Source organism: Acidimicrobiales bacterium, assembly GCA_041394185.1.
Taxonomy (GTDB): Bacteria; Actinomycetota; Acidimicrobiia; order Acidimicrobiales; family Poriferisodalaceae; genus JAAETH01.
The window spans coordinates 107,272-133,335 of record JAWKIQ010000001.1 but is presented as its reverse complement, the minus strand read 5'-3'; the positions used below and the strand labels follow the sequence as shown (position 1 = coordinate 133,335).

20 protein-coding genes and 1 tRNA gene are annotated in these 26,064 nt (G+C 65.5%); 10 read left to right on the top strand and 11 right to left on the bottom strand.

The genetic code is table 11. The features are described from left to right. Window positions 1–44: 44 nt before the first annotated feature. A complete protein-coding gene (locus R2770_00630; protein MEZ5278951.1) occupies window positions 45–1,673 on the top strand; it encodes a recombinase family protein in 1,629 nt (542 codons plus the stop codon). Here the strand turns inward: R2770_00630 and R2770_00625 are convergent. From R2770_00625 to R2770_00605, 5 genes are all read right to left on the bottom strand, one after another. After that, a tRNA-Leu gene (locus R2770_00625) sits at window positions 1,674–1,760 on the bottom strand. 108 nt (window positions 1,761–1,868) lie between these two features. Next, a complete protein-coding gene (locus R2770_00620) occupies window positions 1,869–2,765 on the bottom strand; it encodes a hypothetical protein (protein ID MEZ5278950.1) in 897 nt (298 codons plus the stop codon). A gap of 10 nt (window positions 2,766–2,775) precedes the next feature. After that, complete coding sequence (locus tag R2770_00615; protein MEZ5278949.1) at window positions 2,776–4,509, bottom strand: PEP-utilizing enzyme; 1,734 nt, start codon at window positions 4,507–4,509, stop codon at window positions 2,776–2,778. A 42-nt stretch (window positions 4,510–4,551) separates the two neighbouring features. After that, window positions 4,552–5,742, bottom strand: coding sequence for an O-succinylhomoserine sulfhydrylase (locus R2770_00610; GenBank protein ID MEZ5278948.1), 1,191 nt, complete (start codon window positions 5,740–5,742; stop codon window positions 4,552–4,554). Beyond that, window positions 5,727–6,131 (bottom strand): rhodanese-like domain-containing protein, encoded by a 405-nt coding sequence (locus tag R2770_00605; GenBank protein ID MEZ5278947.1) that lies wholly within the window; start codon window positions 6,129–6,131, stop codon window positions 5,727–5,729. The genes R2770_00610 and R2770_00605 overlap by 16 nt, the downstream gene beginning before the upstream one ends. A 113-nt stretch (window positions 6,132–6,244) precedes the next feature. On the opposite strand from R2770_00605, the gene R2770_00600 reads away from it, so the two are divergent. Genes R2770_00600 through R2770_00590 form a run of 3 tightly spaced genes read left to right on the top strand, consistent with a single transcriptional unit; the run spans window position 6,245 to window position 11,036 of the window. Next, on the top strand, window positions 6,245–8,986 hold the full coding sequence (locus R2770_00600) for a PQQ-dependent sugar dehydrogenase (GenBank protein ID MEZ5278946.1): 2,742 nt from the start codon (window positions 6,245–6,247) through the stop codon (window positions 8,984–8,986). Between the two features lie 29 nt (window positions 8,987–9,015). After that, window positions 9,016–10,683 carry a carboxylesterase family protein gene (locus tag R2770_00595; GenBank protein MEZ5278945.1) on the top strand — a complete coding sequence of 556 codons (1,668 nt, stop codon included), beginning with the start codon at window positions 9,016–9,018 and terminating at the stop codon, window positions 10,681–10,683. After that, a complete protein-coding gene (locus R2770_00590; GenBank protein MEZ5278944.1) occupies window positions 10,683–11,036 on the top strand; it encodes a VOC family protein in 354 nt (117 codons plus the stop codon). The genes R2770_00595 and R2770_00590 overlap by 1 nt, the downstream gene beginning before the upstream one ends. A gap of 85 nt (window positions 11,037–11,121) precedes the next feature. On the opposite strand, the gene R2770_00585 is transcribed toward R2770_00590, so the two are convergent. The 4 genes from R2770_00585 to R2770_00570 form a co-directional block, all read right to left on the bottom strand. Continuing rightward, complete coding sequence (locus tag R2770_00585) at window positions 11,122–12,198, bottom strand: acyl-CoA dehydrogenase family protein (GenBank protein MEZ5278943.1); 1,077 nt, start codon at window positions 12,196–12,198, stop codon at window positions 11,122–11,124. Window positions 12,199–12,285: 87 nt separating this feature from the next. Then, a complete protein-coding gene (locus R2770_00580; GenBank protein MEZ5278942.1) occupies window positions 12,286–14,184 on the bottom strand; it encodes a biotin carboxylase N-terminal domain-containing protein in 1,899 nt (632 codons plus the stop codon). A 6-nt stretch (window positions 14,185–14,190) separates the two neighbouring features. Then, complete coding sequence (locus tag R2770_00575) at window positions 14,191–15,810, bottom strand: carboxyl transferase domain-containing protein (GenBank protein MEZ5278941.1); 1,620 nt, start codon at window positions 15,808–15,810, stop codon at window positions 14,191–14,193. Then, window positions 15,807–16,412, bottom strand: coding sequence for a TetR/AcrR family transcriptional regulator (locus R2770_00570; GenBank protein ID MEZ5278940.1), 606 nt, complete (start codon window positions 16,410–16,412; stop codon window positions 15,807–15,809). The genes R2770_00575 and R2770_00570 overlap by 4 nt, the downstream gene beginning before the upstream one ends. 168 nt (window positions 16,413–16,580) lie before the next feature. On the opposite strand from R2770_00570, the gene R2770_00565 reads away from it, so the two are divergent. The 5 genes from R2770_00565 (at window position 16,581) to R2770_00545 (ending at window position 20,613) form a co-directional block, all read left to right on the top strand. Beyond that, on the top strand, window positions 16,581–17,504 hold the full coding sequence (locus R2770_00565) for a DMT family transporter (GenBank protein ID MEZ5278939.1): 924 nt from the start codon (window positions 16,581–16,583) through the stop codon (window positions 17,502–17,504). Window positions 17,505–17,546: 42 nt separating this feature from the next. Next, on the top strand, window positions 17,547–17,738 hold the full coding sequence (locus tag R2770_00560) for a ferredoxin (GenBank protein ID MEZ5278938.1): 192 nt from the start codon (window positions 17,547–17,549) through the stop codon (window positions 17,736–17,738). Window positions 17,739–17,747: 9 nt separating this feature from the next. Further along, entirely contained in the window at window positions 17,748–18,953 is a 1,206-nt protein-coding gene (locus tag R2770_00555) for an FAD-dependent oxidoreductase (GenBank protein MEZ5278937.1), read from the top strand. Between the two features lie 15 nt (window positions 18,954–18,968). Continuing rightward, window positions 18,969–19,058: a twin-arginine translocation signal domain-containing protein gene (locus R2770_00550; GenBank protein ID MEZ5278936.1), complete on the top strand. Its 90-nt coding sequence runs from the start codon at window positions 18,969–18,971 to the stop codon at window positions 19,056–19,058. 202 nt (window positions 19,059–19,260) lie between these two features. Beyond that, window positions 19,261–20,613 (top strand): matrixin family metalloprotease, encoded by a 1,353-nt coding sequence (locus R2770_00545; protein MEZ5278935.1) that lies wholly within the window; start codon window positions 19,261–19,263, stop codon window positions 20,611–20,613. Window positions 20,614–20,616: 3 nt separating this feature from the next. On the opposite strand, the gene R2770_00540 is transcribed toward R2770_00545, so the two are convergent. Then, on the bottom strand, window positions 20,617–22,032 hold the full coding sequence (locus tag R2770_00540; GenBank protein MEZ5278934.1) for an ABC transporter substrate-binding protein: 1,416 nt from the start codon (window positions 22,030–22,032) through the stop codon (window positions 20,617–20,619). Window positions 22,033–22,119: 87 nt separating this feature from the next. Here R2770_00540 and R2770_00535 point away from each other — a divergent pair, with 87 nt between their 5' ends. Then, window positions 22,120–23,391 (top strand): aminotransferase class III-fold pyridoxal phosphate-dependent enzyme, encoded by a 1,272-nt coding sequence (locus R2770_00535; GenBank protein MEZ5278933.1) that lies wholly within the window; start codon window positions 22,120–22,122, stop codon window positions 23,389–23,391. An 18-nt stretch (window positions 23,392–23,409) separates the two neighbouring features. Here the strand turns inward: R2770_00535 and ppc are convergent, their stop codons facing one another. Beyond that, window positions 23,410–26,058 (bottom strand): phosphoenolpyruvate carboxylase, encoded by a 2,649-nt coding sequence (gene ppc, locus R2770_00530; GenBank protein ID MEZ5278932.1) that lies wholly within the window; start codon window positions 26,056–26,058, stop codon window positions 23,410–23,412. Window positions 26,059–26,064 lie beyond the last annotated feature (6 nt).

Below are 26,064 nucleotides of genomic sequence, written 5' to 3'. Positions count from 1 at the left end.
CGACAGAGGACGAGCGTCACAGCCCTCGCCTAGCATCCTGAAACATGGGGAAGTTCGCCTTCTACGGTCGTGTCAGCACCGAGGATCAGCAGGACCCGAAGTCTTCGCGGGATTGGCAGCTTTCGCGGTCGTTGCAGCTCATCGAACCGGCTGGCGGAGCGGTGGTCCAGGAGTATTTCGACATCGGCCAGTCCCGGTCACTTCCCTGGAAGCGCCGCCCTGAAGCCGCTCGCCTGCTGAGTGCACTTGCTGACCCCCAACGCGGCTTCGATGCTGTGGTCATCGGCGAACCCCAGAGGGCTTTCTACGGCAACCAGTTCGGGCTCACCTTTCCGGTCTTCGTCCACTACGGCGTCACACTCTGGGTCCCCGAAGTCGGCGGGGCGATCGACCCGGGAAGCGATGCCCACGACCTCGTCATGTCGCTCTATGGCGGAATGAGCAAGGGTGAACGCAACCGGATCAAGACAAGAGTGCGCGCAGCTATGTCATCCCAGGCAGCTGTCGAGGGCCGCTTCCTCGGCGGACGACCACCCTACGGCTACCAACTCGCAGACGCCGGACCACACCCCAACCCTGGCAAGGCCGCGACCGGTCAGCGGCTCCGTGCCCTGGAGCCCGACCCTGAAACGGCACCCAACGTCGAACGGATCTTCAACGAGTTCGTTGCCGGATCTGGTCTGTACGCGATCGCCGAAGGACTGACACAAGACGGGATCCTGTCGCCCTCGGGCTACGACGCAGCCCGAAACCGGCACCGCCGCAGCTCGAAAGGCGTGTGGAGCAAGATCGCCGTGCGCGCGATTCTGCAGAACCCTCGCTACACCGGCTATCAGGTCTGGAACAAGCAACAGCGACACGAGGAACTTCTCGATGTCGAAGATGTCGCCCTCGGCCACCGATCGAAGATGCGCTGGAACAACCGCGCCGACTGGATCTGGTCAGACGAGCCCACCCACCAACCGTTGATCGGCCTCGAACTGTTCAACGCCGCCCAAGCCGTGTTCACCGGAGCACAACGCGCCAAGGTTCGCCGTGAGCGGACCCAGCACACCTACCTGCTCAGCGGACACGTCTACTGCGCCGAATGCGGACGACGCATGCAAGGATCTTGGAACCATGACCGCCCGTACTACCGCTGCAAGTTCCCCAAGGAATACGCCGTAGGCAAGGGCGAACACCCCAACACCATCTACGTACGCGAAGCCGCAATCACCCCCGCCATCGACAACTGGCTCGCCCAGCTCTTCGACGACGATCACATCGACGCCACCTGCGCCGCCCTCGAGACCGCAGCCGGCCCCGACCTCGCCGAACAGAACCGCATCGCCGCAGCCCGAGCCAAGCTCACCGAATGCGACAACAAGCTCGCCAAATACCGCCAAGCCCTCGAAGCAGGCACCGACCCAACCATCGTCGGCGAATGGATCGAAGAAGTCAGACTCGCCCGTCGAGCAGCCGAACTCGCTCTCCAACCCAACCCAGGCAACGACCGCCTCACAGCGACCGAAATCAAGAGAATCGTCCGACAACTCAAGGGAATCGTGGCGATTCTCGCCACCGCAGACCCCGAAGACCGCAAAGCCGTCTACCGAGAACTGAACCTTGCCGTCACGTACCACCAGGACGGGCGCTTGCAGGTCACAGCAGGACCCGACGCGTGTACTACCTAGTGGTGTCGGAGGGGGGACTTGAACCCCCACACCCTAACGGGCACCAGATCCTTAGTCTGGCGCGTCTGCCAATTCCGCCACTCCGACGTGCTTCAGCCAACGGCTGAGGCGATCGATAACTGTAGCGCGCGAGCAGCCCGATCGCGCAACGTTTCGCGACTTCGGCGGTGCCACGCGTTGGCGGCTCGGCGACTGTCAGCTGGGCCGGTTCCGGCCCCTCACCGCAGGCATCCACCGTGGTCCTGCTGTCGCATTGATGCGGGCAAGAAACGCATCGTGATGCGGCTCGATCAGCTCGCAGAACGCCTTCGTCGCAGTCTCGCCGACCTCCCGCCACGCCGGGGCCGTCAGTGCATCGGTACGGCGTTCGAGGTCGAGCCGAAAACGGCGACCGGCATCGTTCAGAGCACCACCCGACGCCAACCCCTTGTTCTCCAGCCTGGCCCAGCCCGAAGCGATCGCCTCATCGTCGCCGCCTCGGCTGCGGGCGATCCACTCCTCGCTGCCGTACTCGTCGATGTCGACCATGGCCGAATGCAGCAGCCCAACCTCGACATCGTCGAGATCCTCACTGGCACATAGCGCCCAGTGGTTGTCACCTCTCAGCTCGCGCAGGCAGTTGGCAGCCAACCAGGCAGACAACACTGTGCCCGACTCTGGCCGGGCGACGGCTCGATGGGCGCTGAACATCGGCCTGGCACCGTGGTGCACCGAGTCGACGCCCCGCCAAAGATCCTGGTCCAGCGGTGCCAATGCGGAACCAAGCCCTGGCGCGATCGACTCGAGACCGGGCTCTATCGACGCGTCGCGCGCAGCCAAGATCGCCTCGGTCGACGCCACACCCCGGTACAGGCTCATCACAAACGAGATCACCGCCGGGCTGATCGAGAAGGTCGCCGACGCGGCGGCTGCTGCGGACACGTCATCACCCAGCGGCGCCAGGCGCCAAGCGACGATCCACCCGGCGCCTCCCTGCACTCCCAACGATTCGTACCTGGCGATGGCGTCGGCGTCCCACATCAGCCAGCCGACCAAGTCGTGTCCGGCCACCCCAGCCCTGGCGGTCAGCTGCAGCCAGTCGTAGTCGTTCATCTCCGGCACCTCACCCGGCCTCGATGACGGTCACCGTGCCCGAGTCGCCATCGACCTCGATGATTGCTCCGTTCGGTATCCGATCTGTGGCCCCGGTAACCGAGACCACACAGGGAATGCCCAGCTCGCGGCTGACGATGATGGCGTGGCTCAACGGTGCTCCCACGTTCACGACCACCGCCGCAGCTGGCACGAACAGGGGCGTCCACGCCGGGTCGGTCATCGGAGCGACAAGGATGTCACCAGGCCCGAGGTCACCGGGGTCGGACGGGTGCTGCACCACAACCGCTCGACCGCGGGCCTTGCCGGGGCAACCCGGCAAACCGCTCAGCATCGTTCCTGCATCGGCCACCTCGATGGCCTCTCCCCCACGCACCGGCCACTCGCTTGGCGGCACAGGGCCGCTGTTGAAGATGAAAGGTGGCTCGCGAGACGCCAGATAGTCGAGGTGAGCCTGGCGCTCGGCGGCAAGCTCGGCGACCTCGTCGAGGTCGCCAGATATCAGCTGTTGGACCTCATCGGCGAACAGCAGACAGATGTCGCGGGGCTTGTGAAGCTGACCTCGTGCCACCGCCCGTCGCCCGATTTCCCACAGCGCCATGCGGACCTCGCCGATCACCCGGATGATGTTGGTCTTGGACCGCTCGCGCCCGGGCAAGAAGACCTGCGCCGACTCCAACGCCGCTAGGAACTGGGCCTGAGCGTCAGCATCGGCAGCGAGTGCTTCTGCTATCTCGGCGCCCAGCTGACGCCTCTCGGCCTCGCGTCTGGCGTTCTCTGCCGCCGGGGCAGCATCGTCTGGAGCACCGCGCATGGCATCTATCAGCGCCAGAACCAGATCTGGATCGGTCTCCCAGGTAGGCGAATGGATGTCCCACTCGTTGGGACCACGGCTGCCGTATTCGGCGAGGAAGTCGTCGAGCCGGGACGCAAACGCAACCGGAGCACTGCGATAGTCCGAGCGCAGGCGTTCGTTCAACCCCTTGCGGCCGGCCTCGAACAGCTCAACCAGCTCGGGATGCGAGTTGACGGTTCTAGACATCTCCCACATGGCGAACGAAGGGGCCGCCGAATCGACATCGCCCATTCCGGCCATCAGGCGCATTGCCACCTCGGGCCGCCCCACAGCAGCACACACCGCGCCGATGACCCCGGGAGCGATGCTGGCCGCACCCGACTGGTTGATGTGCTGATCGAACAACCGGCGGCAAAGCGGTTTCAGCGAAGCCGCCCTGTCGAACAGCTGTTGTTCGGTCATCGTCGACAGATCGGGCCGACTGTCCCTGACACGGTGCGCCTCGGCCCGATCGGCCTCGAGTTCGGCCTGGCTCTTGTCGCCCATCACCCAGCCCAACCAACCGGTCATGACCTCGGTGGTGTGAGGGTTGTAGTGCCATTCCTGAGGTTCGTAAGGCGGCACATCGGGGTGGCCGGCGAAATACGCGTCGTCGAGCATCTCGGCCGAGAAGCCAGGCGTGCGCTCGGCCCAAACCCTCAACAAGGTCGCACCCAAATACGCGTAGCCCCCGAACACACCCATCACCTCGGGGCGAACGGGGTCAGACTCGTGGGGCTCGATGCCGAGGCGGTTTGTCATGCAGTCGCGCCAGCCGAGGATGGTGCCTCCCTCGAACACCATGTCCCAGCCAAGCGGACTGGGCGGCTCGGGCAACACCTCACCCACATTGGCACGAGTCCACAGCGGGTACTTCGGATCCCAGCGGTTGTCCTCGATCCAGCGCATGAGTCCCCCTCGCCTCGCTGATTCGACGACAACCTAACCGAGTCAGGCCTTGAGCGCCCTCTCGATGTCGTCGATCAAGTCGGCCGGATCCTCTAGCCCCACGGACAGGCGCACCATTCCCTCGGTGATGCCAATCTGCGCCCGCAGCGCCGGATCGACACGCCGGTGAGTGGTGGTGGCCGGGTGGGTCACCAGACTCTTCGAATCGCCCAGGTTGTTGCTGATGTCGACGATCTCCAGAGCATCGAGGAACCTGAACGCGGCCGGCTTACCCCCGTCGACGGTGAGGGTCAGCACCGTGCCACCCGCCTTCATTTGGCGCATGGCCAGCTGGTGCTGTGGGTGCGACACAAGACCCGGATAGCTCACCGACACCAGACGCTCGTGGCCCTCGAGGGCCTGGGCAATCGCCAGCGCCGAAGCCGAGGAGTGCTCGACCCTCAGGCGCATGGTCTCGAGACCCTTCACGAAAACCCATGCGTTGAACGGGCTGAGGCTGGGACCGGTGTGCCGGGTGAACGCCATCACCTGACCGTTGATGAATTCTTCTGAGCCCAGAACCGCGCCGCCAAGCGTGCGTCCCTGACCGTCGATGTGTTTGGTGGCCGAATAGACGATGACGTCGGCGCCCAACTCGAGCGGCTTTTGCAGAACCGGGGAGGCGAAGATGTTGTCGACGACCACGGTTGCACCAGCGGCGTGCGCCAACTCCGAGACCGCCGCGATGTCGATGACCTCGAGGCCCGGATTGGAAGGCGTTTCCAGGAACACGGCATCTGCGCCGGGTTCGAGCGCGGCGCGCCACTGGTCGAGGTCGGTGCCGTCGACCAGAACGGTCTCGACGCCGAACCTCGGCAAGATCTCGGTGAGGATGACCGTGCACGAACCGAACAAGGCCCTCGACGCCACGACCCTGTCTCCGGCCGACAGCTGACACGCCAATGCCGCCCACACCGCGGCCATGCCACTTGCGGTGGCGATGCAAGCCTCGGCGCCCTCCAGCAGGCGCAACCGCTCTTCGAACATGGCCACGGTCGGGTTGCCGTAGCGGCCGTAGACGAAGCGGTCGATATCACCGGCAAAGGCAGCCTCGGCCTCGGCCGCCGACGAATAGACGAAACCAGACGTGGCATAGATGGCCTCGGCCGTCTCGTCGAAGCCCGAACGCGACAAACCGCCCCTGACCGCAAGCGTGTCGGGCCGCCAATTCATGCCGTTTACTGCTGCTTCCACGGAAGCTTGTCTTTCCAGCCACCGTGGCGGTGACCGTTGCCGTCGAGATCGCCCTCGAACCCGGCGGCGACGTTGATGGCCTGGGTGAAGCCCGCTGCGGTCAGCGCGTTGGCAGCCGCGTTGGACCTGGCGCCCGAGCGACACATCAACAACACGGGCGCCTCCTTGTCGAGCCCATGGGAGGCCTCGGCAATGAAGTTCGGGTTGTGCGAACCCGACGGATAATCAATCCACTCGACCAATCTGGCCTGCTTGTGAATCGGAGACAGATCGGGAGTGCCGACGAAGCCCCACTCGGCCTTGGTGCGCACGTCGATGAGGGTTGCGGTCGGGTCCTCGCTGAGGATGCTCCAGGCGGTGTCGAGGTCGATCTGTCGAATTTCGCTCATGGAGCGAAAGGCTACCTGGCCCCGCCCCCGCACCTCGGCCCAATACCGGCCCTGCCGCGACCCACCCTCGAATGTTCGGCACAAACGCGCGAGACTCTGCGCCGGAGAGCGGCATGACAACAACCAAGAACACAAGGCCTCGCACGGGGCTTCCTATCAGCATCGCCTTGTGGGGCACGCTCGGCGTCCTCATCGTGGCGTGGCTGGCATGGTCGCCAAGAGCCGGGGCCGCGGACCCGCCGCCAGACTTCATCGATGTGACGGTGGCCGACCAGATCTACGCCCCGGTGCAGATCGAGATGGCCCCCGATGGGCGCCTGGTGGTGCTGACCGACTCGGGCCAGGCATGGATCATCGTCGACGATGTTCGCCTGCCGACACCGCTGTTCGACATCCGCAACAAGGTCGACGACGTCGCCGATCGAGGCCTGCTCAGCATGGCCTTCGACAACGACTTCGCAAACAACGGCTACATCTACGTGGTCTACACGTTCGACACCAACGGCACCGACGACGGGGTGGGTCGAACCCGGGTGTCTCGGTTCACGGTCAACGGCAACACCGCCGGTAATGAGGTCGTGGTGTTCGACCAGCTTCCCGACGCCGACGTGGCGCTGCACTATGGCGGTGCCATCGAGATGGGCGCCGACGGCAAGCTCTACATTTCCGTCGGCGACCACCTGCTGGGCGCCAATGGCCAGGATCGAACCAACATCAAAGGAACGGTCCTGCGCATCAACACAGACGGCACCATCCCAACCGACAACCCGTTCTATGGCCAGCTGACCGGCGTCAACCGAGCCATCTACGCGTACGGGTTGCGCAACCCGTGGCAGATGCACGAGGACGACCGAAACGGTCGCATCTACGTCAGCGATGTCGGCTCCGACGACTGGGAAGAACTGAACGTGCTGTCCGCGGGCGCCAACTTCGGCTGGTTCCTGGCCGAGGGCCCCGCCGACCCCGGCAACCCGGCACACGTCGGCTTCACCGACCCGCTGTGGGCCTATCCCCACTTCGGCATCGACCCCGCAGCCACCTTCGAGGGATGCGCGATCGTCGGGGGCGCCATCTACGCCCCGGCCAATGCGACCTTCCCAGCCGAGTTCTTCGGCAAGTATCTGACCGCCGACTACTGCACGGGCCAGATGGTGGCGATCGACCCAGCGACCGGGCAGGCCACGCCGTTCATGGGCGGCTTCGACGAGATCGTCGACTTCGCCGTGCACCCGACCACTGGCGACGTGTACTACCTCGATCGCAGCTTCAGGGGCGACAACCAGTTCCCGAAGGGCGGCGTGGGCAAGATCAGCTACACGGGCCAGGTCGATCAGATCACCTTCATCACCCAACCAAGCGATGTGTCGATCGCCGCAGGCAGCGACGCAACGTTCTTCGTGTCGGTGTCGGCCCCAGGCAACGTGACCTACCAGTGGACCCGCAACGGGGTCGCCGTGGCCGGCGCCAACTCGCCTCAGCTGGTCGTCCCAGCAGTAGGGCCGGCCGACGACGGAGCACGGTTTGCAGTGAGGGTCACCAGCGGAGCGCTGACGGCCACCAGCGAAACGGCCACCCTCACAATCTCGGCCAACACGGCGCCGGTGCCCAGCATCCAGCTGACCGGTGGTGTGGCCGGTGGCTACCGGGCAGGGACGCCGATCACCTTCACCGGTTCGGCCACCGACGCCGAAGACGGCGCAGTGCCATCGGCAAACCTGACCTGGGAGGCCAGGCTCAACCACGACATCCACGACCACGGACTGGTCGACGGAATTGTCGGCTCCAGCGGGTCGGTCACCGTTCCGCCCGAGATCGAAACCAGCACCAACGTGTGGGTGACCATCTACCTGACGGCCACCGACAGCGAAGGCACATCAGCCACCACGTCGGTACGGGTAGACCCCAGAGTCGTGACCATCACCCTCGACACCCAACCCGGGGGCCTGAGCCTGATGTTCGAAGGCGCCATGGTCGCCACACCGTTCACCTTCGACAGCGTTACCGGCGTGACTCGTGAGTTCGCCGCACCTGCCACTCAGGTAACCGGTGGTGTCAGCTATCAGTTCTCGTCATGGAGCGATGGCCTGGGCCGCAACCAGCCCAGGACCACACCAGCGACCGACGCCACCTTCGTGGCCACGTTCGACCAGGTGGCAGCACCCGACGGTTGTGTCATCACCGCCGGACCTGCAGGCGGTGTAACGCTCAGCTGGGCCGCGGTGGGAGGCGAGACGACCTACAACATTCGCAACACCAACGGCTGGGTCGCGACGGTCGACGGGTTCTTGTCGTACACCGATGTCGACGGAACGATCGACCTCGACTATCTCGTGAGGGCCAGGCCCGGCGGCGTCACGATCGACGTTCCCTGCGTTGCCGACGACGAACCGCCTCCCCCACCCCCGGTCGATGGGTGCACCATCACCGCGATACCCGGCGGAGTCAGGCTCGACTGGCAGGCCGTCGCCGGCGTCGACACGTTCCACATCCGCAACACCAACGGCTGGGTCGCAGACGCCGTCGGCACCACCACCTTCACCGTCGCCGGGGGTGCCGTTGACGCCGGCTACTTCGTACGACACCGCTTGGGCCCCGACGTGGTCGACCGGCCCTGCACCGATGAGCCGCCACCACCCGCACAGGGTTGCGTGGCAACCGTCGTGGCCGGAGGCGTTCGGCTCGACTGGCAACCGGTCGATGGAATCGACCTCTTCCACGTTCGCAACAACGGCGGGTGGGTAGCAGACGTGATCGGTGCCACCACCTTCACCAGCCCGGGCGCAGCGGTGGGCGACAACTTCTACGTGCGACATCGCGAAGGTGCCGAGATCATCGACCGTCCTTGCGCCCAATAGGCTCTGACCAACACGCCTTGGGGGTAGTGATGGCCAAAGCAGAGGACCCGATCGTTTCGGCCGCAGCAGGTGCGCTGCAGGGCACCTGGAAGAACAAGGGCGAGATAGCAGTATTTCGCGGCGTACCGTTCGCGGCCCCTCCCGTAGGGGACCTTCGGTGGCGCCCACCCGCACCCGTCGAGAGCTGGTCGGGCGAGCGAAAGGCCCAAAAGGACGGACCAACCGCCATCCAGCGAAATACCGCGTTCGAGCTGTTCATGAACGCTCTGGTCGAGGGCCAGGGCTGGAACCGGCTCAGGGCCGCAGCCGTGAAGACCCTGCTTTCGAAGGCTCCACGCCCAAAGCAGAGCGAAGACTGTCTCTACCTCACGGTCAGAACCCCTTCGCTCGACGCGGCAGCGAAGTTGCCGGTGATGGTGTGGATTCACGGCGGCGACCATCAAGACGGCAGCGGCACCGACGTCTACTACGCGTCGAATGCGCTCGCCGAGTTGGGAGTCGTGACCGTCTCCATCAACTACCGGCTAGGGCTGATGGGCTACTTCGCACATCCCGAGATGGCCGAAGAGTCAGAACACGGCTTCGCAGGCAACTATGGGACCCTCGACCAGATCGCCGCGCTCGAGTGGGTACGCGACAACATCTCAGGCTTTGGCGGCGACCCGGACAATGTCACCATCTTCGGCGAGTCGGCCGGAGGCGAGTCGGTCATGCACATGATGACCTCGCCGCTAGCTCGGGGCCTGTTCCACCGCGCAATTGCGCAGAGCCCGGCCAACAGCGGCCAGATGATCCACCTGCAATCGGCATTCCTCGACTACCCGTCGGCAGAAGAGAACAGCCTCGCCTTTGCCCGTGCCCTGGGCGTCACCGGAGCAGACCAGCTACACAGGCTGAGGCAGATGACGGCCGACGAGCTGTACTCGCTGGTGCGCGTGGCGCCCACCCTGGCCGATCACTTCCCGACCATCGACGGCCATGTGCTTCCCGAATCGCCGCTGGCGGCGTTCGCTGCCCGGCGTCAGGCCGACGTGCCCTTCGTCATCGGCACCAACGCCGACGAGGGAACCCTGCTGCAGCCAGCGCTGGGCGCGCCCATGGTCGAGTACAGACATCGGCCGCTCCCCGAAGGCCAGCTCCAGCCCGAGATCGCGGACGCGTTCGGCGACGACATGGCCGCCCTACTGGACCTCTACCCCGGTCTCGAGTCGGCCGACGAGAAAGCCGGGATCGAGTTCATGGGCGACCACATGTTCGGCGCTCGTGCCTACTGGTACGCCAAGCATCACGCAGAAGCCGGGCACCTGACCAGGCTCTACCACTTCTCGCGCGTGCCACCGAGCGACGACCAGACCGCTGGAGCGTTTCACGCGGCCGAGTTGCCGTTCGTTCACGGAAGCAAGGTCCCCGTGTTCCCGCTCACCGACGAGGACGAAGTCCTCGCCGCCGACATGCGCCAGTACTGGACCAACTTCGCTCGCACTGCGGACCCAAACAACACCAGCGGCCAAGAGGCCGAACTGGTCGGCTGGCCGCAGTTCGATCCAGCAGATCCGAAATGGTTGCGCCTCGATCACACGATCGTGGCCGAATCGGTGGATCGGGTCGACCGATACGAGATCTTCAACCGCCGCACCGCACGCCTTGTCGCCGCCATGGCTGCTATAGGCGAGCCAACCGCGGCGACCGGCGGCTGATGGCCGCACGGTTCGATCTGGTCACTCTCGACAGCCCGCGACCCGACAACACTGCTCGGTTCTGGTCCGCGGCCCTCGAACTGCACGAGACCGAACGAGAAGACGGAGACCGCTGGATCGTGCTGTCCGACACGAGCGGTCAACGCAGGCTGGGAATCCAGCGCGGCGCATGCGTTGCCGGTTCGGTGCATCTGGATCTGGCCTGCGAGCCAGACCAGTTCGACGCCGAATTGCAGCGACTGGTCGACCTGGGAGCAACCATGTCAGCGCCGGCGAGGCGAGAACCCTACGGCTCTATCGCCAACCTCGCCGACCCAGACGGAAACCCCTTCGACCTCTGCGCCTACGAATAGGAAGCTGTGCCCTCTGGCGCAACTACGAGTAGCTGCGCTGTGTCAATGCGCGCTACGCATACGAGCGCTGTGCCCTCTGGCGCAACTACGAGTAGCTGCGCTTGGCAACCTCTTCGAGCATGACCTCGGTGGCGCCGCCGCCGATCGCATTGATGCGGGCGTCGCGGTACATGCGCTCGATCGTCGACTCGCGCATATAGCCCATGCCGCCGTGGAACTGCTGGCAGTCGTACATCACCCGGTTGATGACCTCGGCGCCGTATGCCTTCACACCCGACATCGCCTTGATGGCCTTCTCGTCGGGGATACCGTCGGGGCTGTTCTCACACAACCAGGCCGCGTGATACACCGAGGCCCGCACGGCATCGACCTTGGCCTGATTCATCGCCATCCTCTGGCGGATGGCACCCAGGTCGGACAGGCGACCTCCGAATGCCTTGCGCTCGTGTACGTACTCGTTGGTCAAGTCGATGGCGGCCTGGGCTGCGCCCACACCCTCGGCGATGATCACCATGCGCTCGTTCTGGAAGTTGCGCATGGTCTCGTAGAAGCCCCGGTGCACGGTTCCGAGAACCTGGCTGTCCGGCACCCACACGTTGTCCAACACCAGCTCGGCGGTGTCGCTGCACAGCCACCCGTGCTTGTCGAGCTTCTTGGCCACCGAGAAACCCTCGGTGCCCGCCGGCACCAGGAACATGGTGATGCCATAACGGCTCTCGGGGTTGGTCTTGGCGGCGATGATGGTCATGTCGCCGTACACACCGTTGGTGATGAAGGTCTTGCTGCCGTTGATGCGCCAGCCCTCACCGTCTTTCACGGCGCTGGTGCGAATGCCCGCCACATCTGACCCGGCGTCGGGCTCGGTGACACCGATCGACAGGATCGCTTCGCCGGCCAACATCTTGGGTACCCACTCGGCCAACTGGTCGTCGCTGCCCGAGTTGATCAGATGGGGACCGGCCATGTCGGTGTGCACCAACACGGTCACGTCGAACCCCGCATAGGTCGAGACTCCCAGGGCCTCTGCGAACGTACAGGAGGCCAGCGGGCCCATACCCAGGCCGCCCAGTTCCTCGGGCACCCGCAGGCCCGAACATTCCGAGACCACCCATCTTCTGGAGCACCTCTCGGGGCACCTTGCCCGCCTCTTCCCAGGCGTCACCGTGAGGCGTGACCTCCTTCGAGACGAACTCGGCAGTCTGCTCGTAGATCGCCTCGAGCTCGTCGGTCATGTATGCGTTGCGAAGGGTCACTGCTCTGTATCTCCTGAATCGTTCTGGTTGTCGCCGGCGAAGGTCACCAGCACGTCTCCGGTCGCCACCTGATCTCCAGGGGCCACGTTCACCTGTTCGACCACACCCGCCCCATGCGCAGTCAGCGAGTGCAGCATCTTCATCGCCTCGATGACCACCACCGGGTCGCCGGCATCGACCTGATCGCCGGCGGCGACCTTGACCTCGGCCACCACTGCGGGGAACGGGGCCACGATGTCGCCTTCGGCCGCACGGTCGGTGGCGTCCGCGTTCCAGCGCTCGGCCCTGGTCGGCACCTCGAAGGTGAACGTCTCTCCGTCGATGGTGACGTAGACCCTGCGCTCGACGCGATCGACAACCGCACCATTCGTGGGTGCCTTGCTGTCGACGCTGGCGAACTCCCAGGCTTCGCCGTTGCGACGAAGCTCGATCGTCTGGGTGCTGGGCTGGGGGGTGAAACGCCGATCGGCGACCGCCCACGGCGAGTTCGACCGGGCGACTGGCCGAGCGCTTCGCCACGCACGGGCGGCGGTGGAGGCCGCCGGTGCGGCATCGGGCGCGGCGGGCAGGTCGGCCTCGTCGAGCCAGCGGGTCGTGACGCGTCCATCGACCACAGCGGGCTGGCGGGCCAACCACCACAGGAACCCGGTGTTGGTGACCGGCCCTCCGACCCTCAGCGAATCGAGAGCCTGCTGCACCCGCTGCAGCGCGTCGGCACGATCGGCGCCATGAACGATCAGCTTGCCCACCATCGAGTCATAGTGCGGGCTGATCTCGCTGCCGGCCTCTATGCCTGCGTCCCAGCGAACCCCAGGCGGAACCTCGAGCAGGCCCACGGTGCCGGTCTGCGGAACGAAGCCGTTCCAGGCGTCCTCGGCGTTGACTCGCACCTCGATGGCATGGCCGCAGAACTCGACCGACGAGATGACATCGGTGACGAGGGCGCCATCGGCAACCGCGATCTGGGCTGCGATCAGGTCGATACCGGTGACCTCCTCGGTAACCGTGTGCTCGACCTGGATGCGGGTGTTCATCTCGAGGAAGAAGAACTGGGTGGGGTCGTCGGCGTCGACGATGAACTCGACCGTGCCCACCGAGTCATAGCCGATGGCCGACGCCAGCCTGCGGGCGGCCGACCTCAGACCCTGGTCGGTCTCGGCCGGAAGGTTCGGAGCCGGAGCTTCCTCCCACACCTTCTGATAACGACGCTGCACCGAGCACTCGCGGGTGCCCACATCGATGACGTTGCCGTGCTTGTCGCCGACGACCTGAACCTCGACGTGGCGCGGTCGCTCGACGAAGCGTTCGACGATGACGTCACCATCGCCGAAGGCGCGCTGTGCTTCGGTGCGGGCCGCATCGAGCGCTTCGGAGAACTCGTCTGGCGAATGGGCGATGCGGATGCCCTTGCCACCACCACCGGCCGACGCCTTCACCAGGATCGGGTAGCCGATCCGATCGGCCGCAGCTGCCAGGTCGGCGGGATCCTGCGACTCGTTGTAGCCCGGGATGGTCGGAACCTCGGCGGCCGCGGCCAGCGAGCGGGCTTCGATCTTGGAGCCCATGGCGGCGATCGCCTCGGGCCTTGGCCCCACCCACACCATGCCTGCCTCGACAGCAGCCGCAGCGAAGGCGGTGTTCTCGGCCAAGAACCCGTAACCGGGGTGAACGTGGGTGGCACCTGCGCTGACGCCGGCCTGAACTATGCGTTCGATCGACAGGTACGACTCGGCCAGCGATGCCGGTCCGATGTGCACGGCTTGATCGGCGTCGGAAACGAACGGCGCCTTGGCGTCGGGGTCGGCGAAGACGGCGACTGTCTGGGCGCCGAGCGTTTGGGCGGTGCGGATGACGCGGCGAGCTATCTCACCTCTGTTTGCAACCAGCAGCTTCATGTCACATCACATCCGGTAGACGATCTTGTCGCCGACCTCGGGGCCGGGCTGTCGGGCGGCCAGCGCCAGGCACAAGCCCAGCGCGCCGCGCGTGTCGGTGGGAGCGATGAGACCGTCGTCCCACAGGCGCGACGTCGCGTAGTAAGGGTCTGACTGCTCCTCGTACTGCGCCCTGATCTCGGCACGAATCTGGGCCAGCTGTTCTTCGGTGGTCTCGGCGCCCTTCATGCCCCCGACGCGGATGTCGGTGAGCACCGTCTCGGCGGTGTCGGCGGCCATGGTCGCGATGCGGCTGTTGGGCCAGGCGAACAGGAACCTGGGAGCAAACCCCCGCCCGCACATTCCGTAGTTACCGGCGCCATAGGACCCGCCGATGAGCACCGTGAACTTGGGAACCCTGGCGTTGGCGACGGCCGAGACCATCTTCGCCCCGTTCTTGGCAATACCGGCGATCTCGCTGTCGCGCCCAACCATGTATCCAGATGTGTTCTGCAGGAACAGGAGGGGCACCGCACGCTGTTCGCACAGCTCGATGAAGTGGGCGGCCTTGAGAGCCGACTCGTTGAAGATGATGCCGTTGTTGGCGATGACCCCGACCAGGTGACCCCACACCCGGGCGTACCCACACACGATCGAGTCACCCCAGTCGGGCTTGAACTCGCTGAACTTCGAACCGTCGACCAGCCTCGCAATGATCTCGCGGCTGTCGAACGGGATGCGCGTGTCGGCGTTGATGATGCCGTGGATCTCGGCCGCGTCGTAGGCGGGGGGTTCGGGCTCGGCGATATCGAGCCAGCCGGCGGGTTGGTCGATGCGACGCTGGTTGGTGTTGGCGCACAGGTCGCGCAACAGCGCGCAGGGCCGCGCTCGGTCGACACCATGTAGTCGGAGACACCCGACTGGCGTGTGAAGCGCCGCGCCGCCCAGGTCGTCCTGGTCGATGATCTCGCCGAGAGCGGCCTTCACGATGGGCGGACCGCCCAGGAAGATGCGCCCGATGCCATCGACCATGATGACCTCGTCGGACAGCGCAGGCACATAGGCGCCCCCGGCCGTGCAACCACCCAGAACTACAGACATCTGAGGCAGACCAGCTGCCGACATGCGGGCCTGGCGATAGAACGTGCCGCCGAAGTGGTCCTTGTCTGGGAACACCTCGTCTTGCATCGGCAGGAAGGCGCCGCCGCTGTCGACCAGATAGATGCACCCGAGCCCGTTCTCGAGGGCGATGTCCTGGGCACGCACCTGCTTCTTGATGCCCGCAGGGAACAGCGACCCGCCCTTCACGGTCGCATCGTTGGCGATGAACATCCAGGGCACGCCGTGGACCACGCCCACGCCTGTGACGATTCCGCCGCTGGGGAACTCGTCGTTGACCTGACCCCACCCGGCCAGCGTCGACAGTTCGAGAAACGGCGTATCGGCGTCGATGACCGCATCGATGCGCTCACGAGGCAGAAGCTTGCCGCGCTGGTAGTGGCGTTCGATACTGCGATCGCGCCCCTTGCCACCATCGATCGCGAACTGCATCGCCTCGTCCAGCCTCGACCGGAGCTGCTGGTACGCCGCGACGTTGGTGGCGTATAGCTCTGACGCGGTGTCGACCCTCGTCTGCAACTTCCTCACTTGTCTCCCCCTCTGCGGGACGTGACGTCTGACCCTGCGGCGACCCCGCTCCAGAACTGCCTGCTGACCACGCCAGCGAAACGTCCGACGTCGCCACGAGCCGGATCGAACCACTCGATAGCCGAGTTCATGGCTCCCATCAGGCTCAGCCGGGCCAGCCCCAGATCGACCTCGGGATCGATCTGCCCGGCATCGACGAGCTCGACCAACAGCTCGGCCCACATGCGTTCGTATGCGTCGCGCAGGGGCACGATCTCGACCTTGACCGACTGGGGTGCGTAGTGAAACGTCGACACGTGGGTGGTCGTGTAGGGGCCATGCTCGAACAGGGCCTGCAGGTGGGCCTGGATGTGTTGGGCGACACGACGGTCGGCGGGCTCACCGGCCACGCGGGCAGCCGTGGCGGCGAAGGCGTCGAGCATGACGGCCATTCCCTGCTGCATCACATCGACCAGGAGCTCTTCTTTGGACCCGAAGTGGTAGTAGATCGAGCCGGCCTTGATTCCTGCGGCCGCGGCTATGTCGCGAAGTGTGGTCTGCGCGTAACCCTTCGTGATGAACAGACGAGCAGCCTCGTCTGTGATGGTTTGGCGCCCCGACACGTGGCCCAACCTACCTAACAAACGTTAGGTAAGCAACTACAGACGTCTACTTCGCCCCCACCACGAATCTGGGGTCGGATATGAACCGCAGGTGACCCGAATCCGACCCCAGATTCGGAAGGCGGTCCGGAAGCGACCCCAGAAAGGCGGGCGCGATAGCTTGCGTCGGTGACCACTAGCCCCTCGACCCAGCCCACCGAACAGCAGGCCAAATCGACCATCGGTCTGGTTGGCGCTGCGGTGGCGGTTACGACGTGGGGTGTGTCGGGTGTAATCGCCAAGAACATCGACATGGGCGGAGCAGCCATCGCTGCGTATCGCTTCTCGGTATACGCAGTGGTGATGAGCTTCGTCGGCTGGCGTGCCGGCGTGCGGCTGAACCGCCAGGTGCTCAGGGACACGCTGTGGGGCGGCATCGCATTGGGCCTCGACGTCGCCCTGTTCTTCACGGCGGTGAAGCTGACCACCATCGTCAACGCCACGATGATCGGGGCGCTTCAACCGATCGTCGTATCGATAGTTGCCCATCGGGTATTCGGCGAGCACATCGCCAAACGCGACATCGTGCTGGGGATGGTTGCCCTGGCCGGGGTGGCAGTGGTGGTGATGGGTTCGACCGGCGCGCCCGAGTGGAACCTGGCGGGCGACATGGCCGCGATCGGAGCGCTCGCCGCCTGGTCGGCTTACTTCGTCACCAACCGGATGGCCAAGGACAAGGTGAACCCGCGCCAGTTCACCATCGGCACCGCGTTCTATACCGGCCTCATCAACATCCCGATAGCGCTCGCCTTCGGCCAGAGCCTGGCAAACCCGTCGTCGCAGAGCTGGGTGTGGTTGCTGGTATTGACGTTCGGCAGCGGCGTCATGGGGCACGAACTCATGAACTGGTCGCTGCGCAAGATCCCGCTGTGGCTGGGGTCGACCTTCACGCTGTTGGTGCCCGTCGTCGCGTCGGCGGCCGCTTGGATGTTCCTCGACGAACCGCTGAACGGCATACAGATGGCGGCGATGGCGGTGGTGTTGGGCGCTCTTGGGCTCATCTTCGCCGGACAGTCCGAGGTGCTGAACCGCCGCCGACCGCTGCGTCGGTGAGCCAACGACCTCGCGCCGACGTCGTCGCACTAAGGTGACGGCATGAAGATCATCGTCGATTTCGATGTTTGCGAAAGCAACGCCATCTGCATGCAGGTTGCACCCGACATTTTCGAGGTGCGAGACGACGACTACCTGTACGTGCTGAACGAAAACCCACCCGAGGAAGACCGCGAGCGGGTGATGGAAGCGGTCAACCGCTGCCCGCGTGCCGCTATCTCGGTCGAGGACTGACTCCTCGACGTGCAACGATCCAGCATCACCATCGTCGGGGCCTCGCTGGCGGGTCTGCGCGCCATCGAAGCGTTGCGTCGTGGCGGATTCGAAGGCGACATCACCCTGATCGGCGACGAGCCGCACACGCCCTACGACCGGCCACCCCTGTCGAAGAAGGTGCTGTCTGGTGAGTGGCCCCTCAGCAAGCCGGTGTTGGCGACCGCAGAGCGCCTGGCCGAACTCGATGTCGACGCCCACATCGGCGTTCGTGCAACCGGCTTTCACCTGGCCAACCGCCGGCTGTCGACCACCAAGGGCGAAATCGATGTCGATGGCCTGCTGATCGCCACGGGCGCAAGGTGCCGCACCATCCCCGGCACCGAAGACCTCGAGGGCGTGCACGTGTTGCGCACCCTCGACGACTGCTCGAAGCTGCGGGCTGCGATCGAGAGCACCACCGGACGGGTCGTGGTGGTCGGCGCCGGCTTCATCGGGGCCGAGGTCGCTGCCACGTGCAGGGGCCTCGAGCGCGACGTCACACTCGTCGAAGCCCTGCCCACCCCGCTCGGTCGAATTCTCGGCGACACGATGGGCGAGGTGATGGCGCAGATCCACACCGAACACGGTGTCGACCTGCGCACCGGCGTTGGCGTGGACGAGATCTCGTCATCTGCGGGAAGGGCCACCGGGGTGGTTCTGTCCGACGGTTCCTCGGTCGATGCCGACATCATCGTCGTGGGCATCGGCGTCACCCCCAACACCGAATGGCTCGAAGGCTCGGGGCTGACGATCGACAACGGCATCGTCTGCGACGAAACCACGCTGGCCGCTCCCGGAGTAACCGCAGCAGGTGACGTGGCCCGCTGGCCCAACCCCCGCTTTGGCGGCGAGATGATGCGCGTCGAACACTGGGACAACGCGGTGTCGATGGGCATGCACGCAGCCCAGCGCCTTCTGGTCGACGACGCCGAAGCCACCGCCTACGACCCGGTGCCGTGGTTCTGGTCTGATCAATACGACCGCAAGATCCAGCTGGCGGGCCGGGTGAGGCCAGACGATCACATCGAGATCGTCGAGGGCACCCTCGAGGAGCGACGCTTCGTGGCCCTGTACGGGCGTGGTGAGAATCTGGCGGGGGTGTTCGGCATGAACCGTCCTCGCCACGTGATGCAATACAAGATGTTGATGGATCAGGGTGCGTCGTTCGCTGACGCCCTTGCCGCCGAGATCTGAGCCACAATTGGCCAGATGCCTGCAGCCCTGAATCGTCGGCGTTTCCTGCAACTCACGTCGGCAGCCGCCGGCACGGCGCTGCTGGACCTGAGCATCGTTCTCTGACGAGCCCAGCTGGCGCGGTCGAAGGTGAGATCTCGGCCAACTCGTTCGTTCGCAGCCCCGAGGGCGCTGCCTTCGTCGATCTGGTCTATACGCCCAATCAATCCGGCTACTGGATCGTCTCGTCCGACGGCAAGGTCTTCGCCATCGACGCTGCCCACCACGGCCACCTTCCGGCGATGATGCGGGCGAAACCGTGGTGGCGATGGCGTCGACACCAGACGGCGGCGGCTACTGGCTGTTCTCGTCGGCCGGACGGGTGTTCGTGTTCGGCAACGCAACCCACTTCGGCGACATGACGGGCATCGCCCTGGCCGTTTCCGTGATAGATGGTGTGGCCCTGGACGACGGCTCCGGCTACTACCTGCTGGGCGTCGACGGTGGAATATTCGCATTCGGCGAGGCCACCTTTCACGGGTCTATCCCGGGAGTGCTGCCTGGGGTGACCCTCGACCAGCCGATCGCGGGCCTGGTGCCCCACGATCGCACCGGCTACTGGCTGGTCGCCGGCGATGGCGGCTTGTTCGCGTTCGGCACCGCCCCCTTTGCCGGATCGGTGCCCCAGGTGTTGCCGAACACCCAGCTCGCCGAGCCGGTGATAGGAGCGCTGTCGTCTGGAAACGCCTACCTGATGGTGGCCTCCGACGGCGGCATCTTCAACTTCGGCAACAGCGTGTTCCACGGATCGCTGCCCGGCGTCGCCGATGTCGACTCGATACCCGACGTGACAGCGGTGGACGTCGTCGACGACCGTTCGGGTTACACAATGCTGGACAAGACGGGGGTCGGCTGGGGCTTCGGCAGCGCCGAGCCCGACCCCGCCGGATTCTCCAGCGGCGTTCAGGCCCGCAGCACCCACGCGTTCATCAGCAGCTGGGACGACGGTGAACCGTTCCGATGGTCCTCCGATGAGGCGATCCATTTCGTCATCAACAACGATCTGGGCCCCACGGGGGCGGTCGGGGTGATCCTCGACGCCGTGGCCGAGGTGTCGGAACTGACGGGTCTCGAGTTCGTGTACGACGGCGAGACCGACGAATACATCGGACACGTCGTCGTGGCCGGCATGCCCCGCATAGCCAACCGTTCGGAGTACCAGCCCGAGCGCTACGGCGACCGGTGGGCTCCGGTGTGGATCGGCGCCAGGCCCTACCAAAGCGGGCTGCTGCCCTTGGCAGTTGCCGTGTCGGTCGCCCATTGGCACGTAAGGGTCAACGGCGACCCCACCTACGTCACCGGCCACGTCGGCTATCACTGGGGTTCGGGTTCGCAGCTTTCGTTCGACGACCTCGGCGCGGTGATTCGTCACGAGATGGGCCACATCGTCGGGCTAGACCACTGCAACGAGGTACGGCAGCTGATGTACCCATCGCTGGGGTTCAACAACGGCTTCGGAATCGGCGACCACATTGGGCTTCACGCCATCGGGAAAGCGGCGAAACACCCGCCGGCGCCGCACCCCTCACAGGGCATACCGCTGCAATTCCTGGCGACGCCGATGGAGGGAACACCCGGCTCGCGCCCGAATGGCCCTTGCTTCGGCGACGCCGTCACCTGATGCCTACTGGTCGTCGGGCCTGATGTACCAGGTGTGTGCGTTCCAGATCGGGCCCAGGGCCCAGCCATTGGCTTCGGGGCCGACGATCTGGTCGGAACTGGCAACAGCGATGATGGGGTTCCACCACCGCTTGACCACGCTTCGTTCGTCCAGCAGCTCGTCGAGTGTCGGCCCGCCACCGTCGGCCAGACGGGCTGCCACTTCGTCGACCCACCCGTAGCGGCACGTCCAACAACCCCGCCCGGGTCCTTCGTAGTTGAGCCCCACCCAAACGTCGGCGCCCTCGTCGAGCCAGGTTTCGACCAGGCCCGAATCGCCCTCGCGGACCTCGGGTGGCGTCCCTCCCCCGCTGCGAGCGGCAAGCACGATGGCCCTGTTGGCCACCGCCAGCATGGGCACGTCGTCGGCTGCGGTGATGGTGACCTGGTTCAACGGGCCAATCGGGGCGGCGGGGTCGCCCGGCAGCGGCACGACCTCACCCTTCAGCAACGACTCGGCGAAGAATCCGGCGTCGAGGAGGGACGCCAGAGCGGCTCGATCGCCGTCGTCGACCCGGGCCGGATCCAATGTCATACCGGTCCACCAGCCGGTGCCGACGGCTGTGTCGATCTGCACTGGTCGAACCGCGGCCACCGCTTCGAGCTCGGCCAGGCGACCCACCGACGGCCAAGGCGACACGACGTCCAGCTCGCCGGTCGCGAAGAGCCTCATGGCGATGTCATGGTCTGGCACCACCACGATCTCGAGACGGTCGAGATATGGGCCAGGTCCCCACCACGACCGATTCGGCACCAGCACAGTGCGCAGCCCGGGCTCGAATGTCTCGACCACGAACGGTCCGCCGAACACTCCGGGTGCGGGAGGTTCGATTACTGCTGTCCCGGACCACAACACACGCCAATTGACGAGCGGCTGGTTGAACCGAACGGTGATACGACCCTGCGCATCCTGGTCGATCGACTCGACGAAGGTGCCGTCGGCGCTTCGCTCGAGGTCAGCGACGGTGATGGGGCTTCCGTCAGACCACATCGCCCCCGATCGCAGTTCGAAACTGGCCGATCGCAGATCTGGGCCATCTACATCAGAGCCGGGCCGCACCAAGCCTGCCGTCCATCCGCCGTCGGCGTCGGCTTCGAACAGCTGAGGTTGGGTCACCGAACGCACGATGGCCCCAGCGAGAGTCGGCGCCTGAGGGTCGGGCTCGGCCCACAGCCCCACCCTGACGGCACCACCCGTAGGTGGGCCCTGTGTGGTGGGAGTCGACAGGGACGATGTGGGCCGGGGTGCGGTCGAGGTCGGTGCGACGTCGGGGAACGAGATGTCGGCGGGGTCGACGCTGTCGCTGCCGGTGCACGCGCCGAGCACCAGCACGAGGATCAAGGCGACCAACCAAGGGCGCCGACAGCCGCCGAGATTCACTGCTGGAGAAAGCTAGCCGCCGCCCGAGCGCTGCGGCGGCCGGCCTTGACCCCGACCGACCACGGCACCACACTCGACCCGACGTAGGTGCCCGAGCGACCGGAGCCGGTGATGGTGTATCGAGATCCGAACCCCGTCGACGGGCCGGCCGGACGCGACCTCTGGAATCGCGCCGACCGAGTGTTGCCGGGCGGCGGCATCTATCGCTCGCGTAGCGCCGACATGGCCGGACGTGGGGTGCTGCCGGGCTTCATCGCTGCGGCCCAGGGATGCCACGTGGTCGACGCCGACGGGCGACGATATGTCGACTTCCTGGCCGCGAATGGCCCGAACATACTGGGGTATCGCCATCCCGAGGTCGAAGCAGCCGCCGACGAGATGCGCTCGCGGCTGACGACGGCCAGCCTGTTCCCGCCGGTGCTGGTCGAGGTTGTCGAGCGACTACTCGGATCGTGGCCCCAGATGAACTGGGGCGTCGTGTCCAAGAACGGCTCGGAGGTGGTCAGCCTGGGAGCCAGGGTGGCTCGTCAGCACACCGGCCGCACCCAACTGATCGGTTTCGCCCGCGCCTACCACGGCAACGACCCAGAACTGGCCGTCGGCACCCCCGAGGGCCCGTTGACCGCCATAACAGGCGACGTTCACCGCCTGCCATGGAACGGGGCCCAAGAACTGGTCGACCACGTCGCCGCCCACCCTGACGCCTTTGCGGCCATCGTCGTGAATCCCCTCGACCAAACGCCGGCGGCACCAACCGTCGACGCCAGCGAGGACTTCGTCGCCGCAATGGCCGAGGTTCGCAACCGCTGGGGAGTTCTGGTCGTGTTCGACGACGTGAGACACGGGTTCAGGCTGCACCCGCAAGGGTCGCACCGGCTGCTGGGGATCGAACCAGACCTGATCGCTCTCGGAAAGGCGCTGGGCAACGGGCACTCGATCTCGGCGCTGTTGGGCAGACAGGAGCTGCGGGCAGCGGCCAGGCGCATCATGTTCACATCGACCTACATGTTCGAGGCCGCCCCGATGGCCGCTGCCATAGCGACGTTGGACGTTTACGAGCGCGACGACGCCTTCTCGCACATCACAGACATGGGCACCAGGCTGTGCGCCGGACTGTCCGAAGCCGCAACGGCCGCCGGTCAACGAATAGTCCTGTCGGGGCCAGTGACCATGCCCACGCTGCTGTTCGACGACGACGCCGACAAGTCGAAGGTGCGCGCCTTTTCGCGCGCGGCCGCCGGGGCCGGCGCCATATTCCACCCATTCCTCAACTGGTTCCTGTCGGCGGCTCACACCGCAGCCGACATCGACCACGCAATAGAGGCCGCAGCCGTGGGGTTCGAGGCAGTGCCCGAGTGATGGGCCCCGTGCCGGCGCCTAGCCAGTGTTGCGCAGCCCGGCCGCCACACCGTTGACGCTGAGCAGCAGAGCACGCTCGATGCGCCGAGCCGCATCGGCTTGCAGGTCGTGTGAGTTGCGCCGCCGATCGAGCAGGTGCAGCTGCATCAGGTTCAGCGGTGCCAGATAGTTGTCGCGCACGTCGAGGGTGCGCCGCAGCACGGGAAGGTCGTCTAGCAGCGGTGCCTGCTTGACGGCGACCACGTTGCTGGTCGTGCGGTCGAACTCGGCGGCGACGACGTCGAACAAAGAACGCAGCGACGGTTCGACCAGGCGCTCGACGTATCGCCTGGCGATCGATAGGTCGGTCTTGGCCAGCGTCATCTCGACGTTGGAAAGGAAGGTGGTGAAGAACGGCCATCCCTCGTACATGGCCTGTAGCTCGCCGAGGTGACCGGCATCGATGGCGGCTCCGAGGCCCGAGCCCACACCGAACCAACCGGGAATGATCTGACGGGACTGGGTCCAGCCGAACACCCACGGAATGGCCCGCAGATCACCCAACCCTGACCCGCCCCTGCGTCGCGACGGACGCGATCCGATGTTCAGTGCGGCCAGTTCCTCTACGGGCGTCGACCCCAGGAAATATTCGACCAACCCATCTGATGACACGAACTCGCGATAGGACGAATAGGCCGTCTGCGAGACCAGCTCCATCACCGGGTCCCAGCGTTCGTGCAGATCGGCACCGACGCGCGACTCGCGATGGGCCAGCGAGGCCTCGACCACCGCCGACACCGACAGGTCGAGGTTTCGTCGGGCCAACTGAGGTTGGCCGTACTTGTCGGCGATGACCTCACCTTGTTCGGTGGACTTGACCGAACCATCCAGCACACCCGCGGGCTGCGAGAGAATCGAAGCCGCTGTAGGTCCACCGCCGCGTCCGATGGTGCCACCGCGGCCGTGAAACACGGTCAGCGACACGCCGAAGCGCCTGCAGGTGTCACTGAGGGTTCTGAGGGCCTTGTGGATCTCCCATTGAGAGGTGGCGATGCCACCATCCTTGTTCGAGTCGCTGTAGCCGACCATGACCTCTTGGTGGTCGCCGCGAAGTCGCACGAGTTCGCGATAGGGCTGGCACGACAGCAGCTCTGACATGGTGCCGCCGATGCCCCGCAGGTCGTCGATGGTCTCGAACAGCGGCACAAAACCCAGTCTCGCGACGCCGCGCGGCACGTCGACCAGGCCGGCCTCGCGCGCCAGCACCGCCGGGGCCAAGACGTCGGCCGTCGTGCGGGTCATGGAGATGATGTAGCTCTGGGCGGCCTCGTCGCCGAGATTGTCCTTCAGCCGGCGAAGGGTGTGGAACAGCGCCAAAGTCTCGCCGACCTGGCCGGCAGGGCCCGGAGGCGAAAGCGGCCTGCGCCCGGCCAGCTCGTGGGCCAACAGCTCAGCTCGTGACGCTGCGTCGGTTGGATAGTCGATGCCGACGTCGTCGAGCAACTCGGCGATGGCCTCGTGGTGCTTTTCTGCATGTTGGCGGATGTCCAGCGAGACCAGATGGAATCCGATCGTGGCCACCAAACGCATCAGCCGGGCCACACGACCGTTGGCAATGCGCTCGCCACGATTGGACATCAACGACCTGTGGATCACGGCCAGGTCGTCGGCCAGCTCGTGGGCGGTGGAATAGGCGGCGCCATGTGAAGGATTCGAGGAAGCGAGCTCTATGCGCCGGTGCATGTAGGTGACGAGCATGCGGTAGGGCTCGCCCAGGGTCACCTGGCTGAACCCGGCCCTCACCGCGGGCATCATCGATTCGTACTCGCCGAGTCGTCGGCTCACCTCATCAGACACCGGCCGTATCAGCTGAGCGGTCGAGAGCTCTGACGCCAGCGATTCGAGTTCGGCGACCAGCACCCGCATGGCCCGCGAACGCTGCATCTCGACGACCGACTCGGTTATCTCAGGCGTCACGAAGGGGTTGCCGTCGCGGTCACCACCAACCCAGCTTCCGAAACGCACAACCGAGGTGTCGGGCGCCAGATCGATGCCGTGGGCCGACACCGCGGCGGCCACGTCGTCGAGGAAGTCGGGCAGCGCGTCGACTATCAACTGCTCGACGTAGTACAACACCGACCTCGCTTCGTCGACCGGTGTTGGTTTGGCGGTGCGGATCTCGTCTGTTTGCCATAACGACTCGATCAGCTCTGCGATCCGACGATCGATGCGGGCTTGTTCGAGCCCGTCTGCCAGCATCCGTTGCTCGAGCAAGCCCCGAATCTCGAAACGCTTGTCCAGGACCGAGCGACGGCTGGCCTCGGTCGGGTGGGCGGTGAACACCGGCTTGACTGTGGTCCTGGCCAGCAGATCGGCCAGGTCTGATTTCGAGACGCCAGACTCGACGATGCGGTCTAGGACCTCGGCGAAGCGGCCGCGGTCGCCGGTGCGCTCGCGCAGCCCGGGCACACGGTGTACCTGCTCGGCGACATTGGCCAGGTGGAAGTACATCGTGAACGCCCGCACCAGCAGTATCGCCTCGACATCGGAAACCTCGCCCAGGCGCCACTCCAGATCGGCCTCTGTCACAGACGAGGACTGGTCGCGCACCTGGCGTGCGACGAGGCGAATCTGCTCGACGAAGGTCAGAAAACCCTGACCCTCTTGTCGCACGAGGGTTTCGCCCAGGAGGCG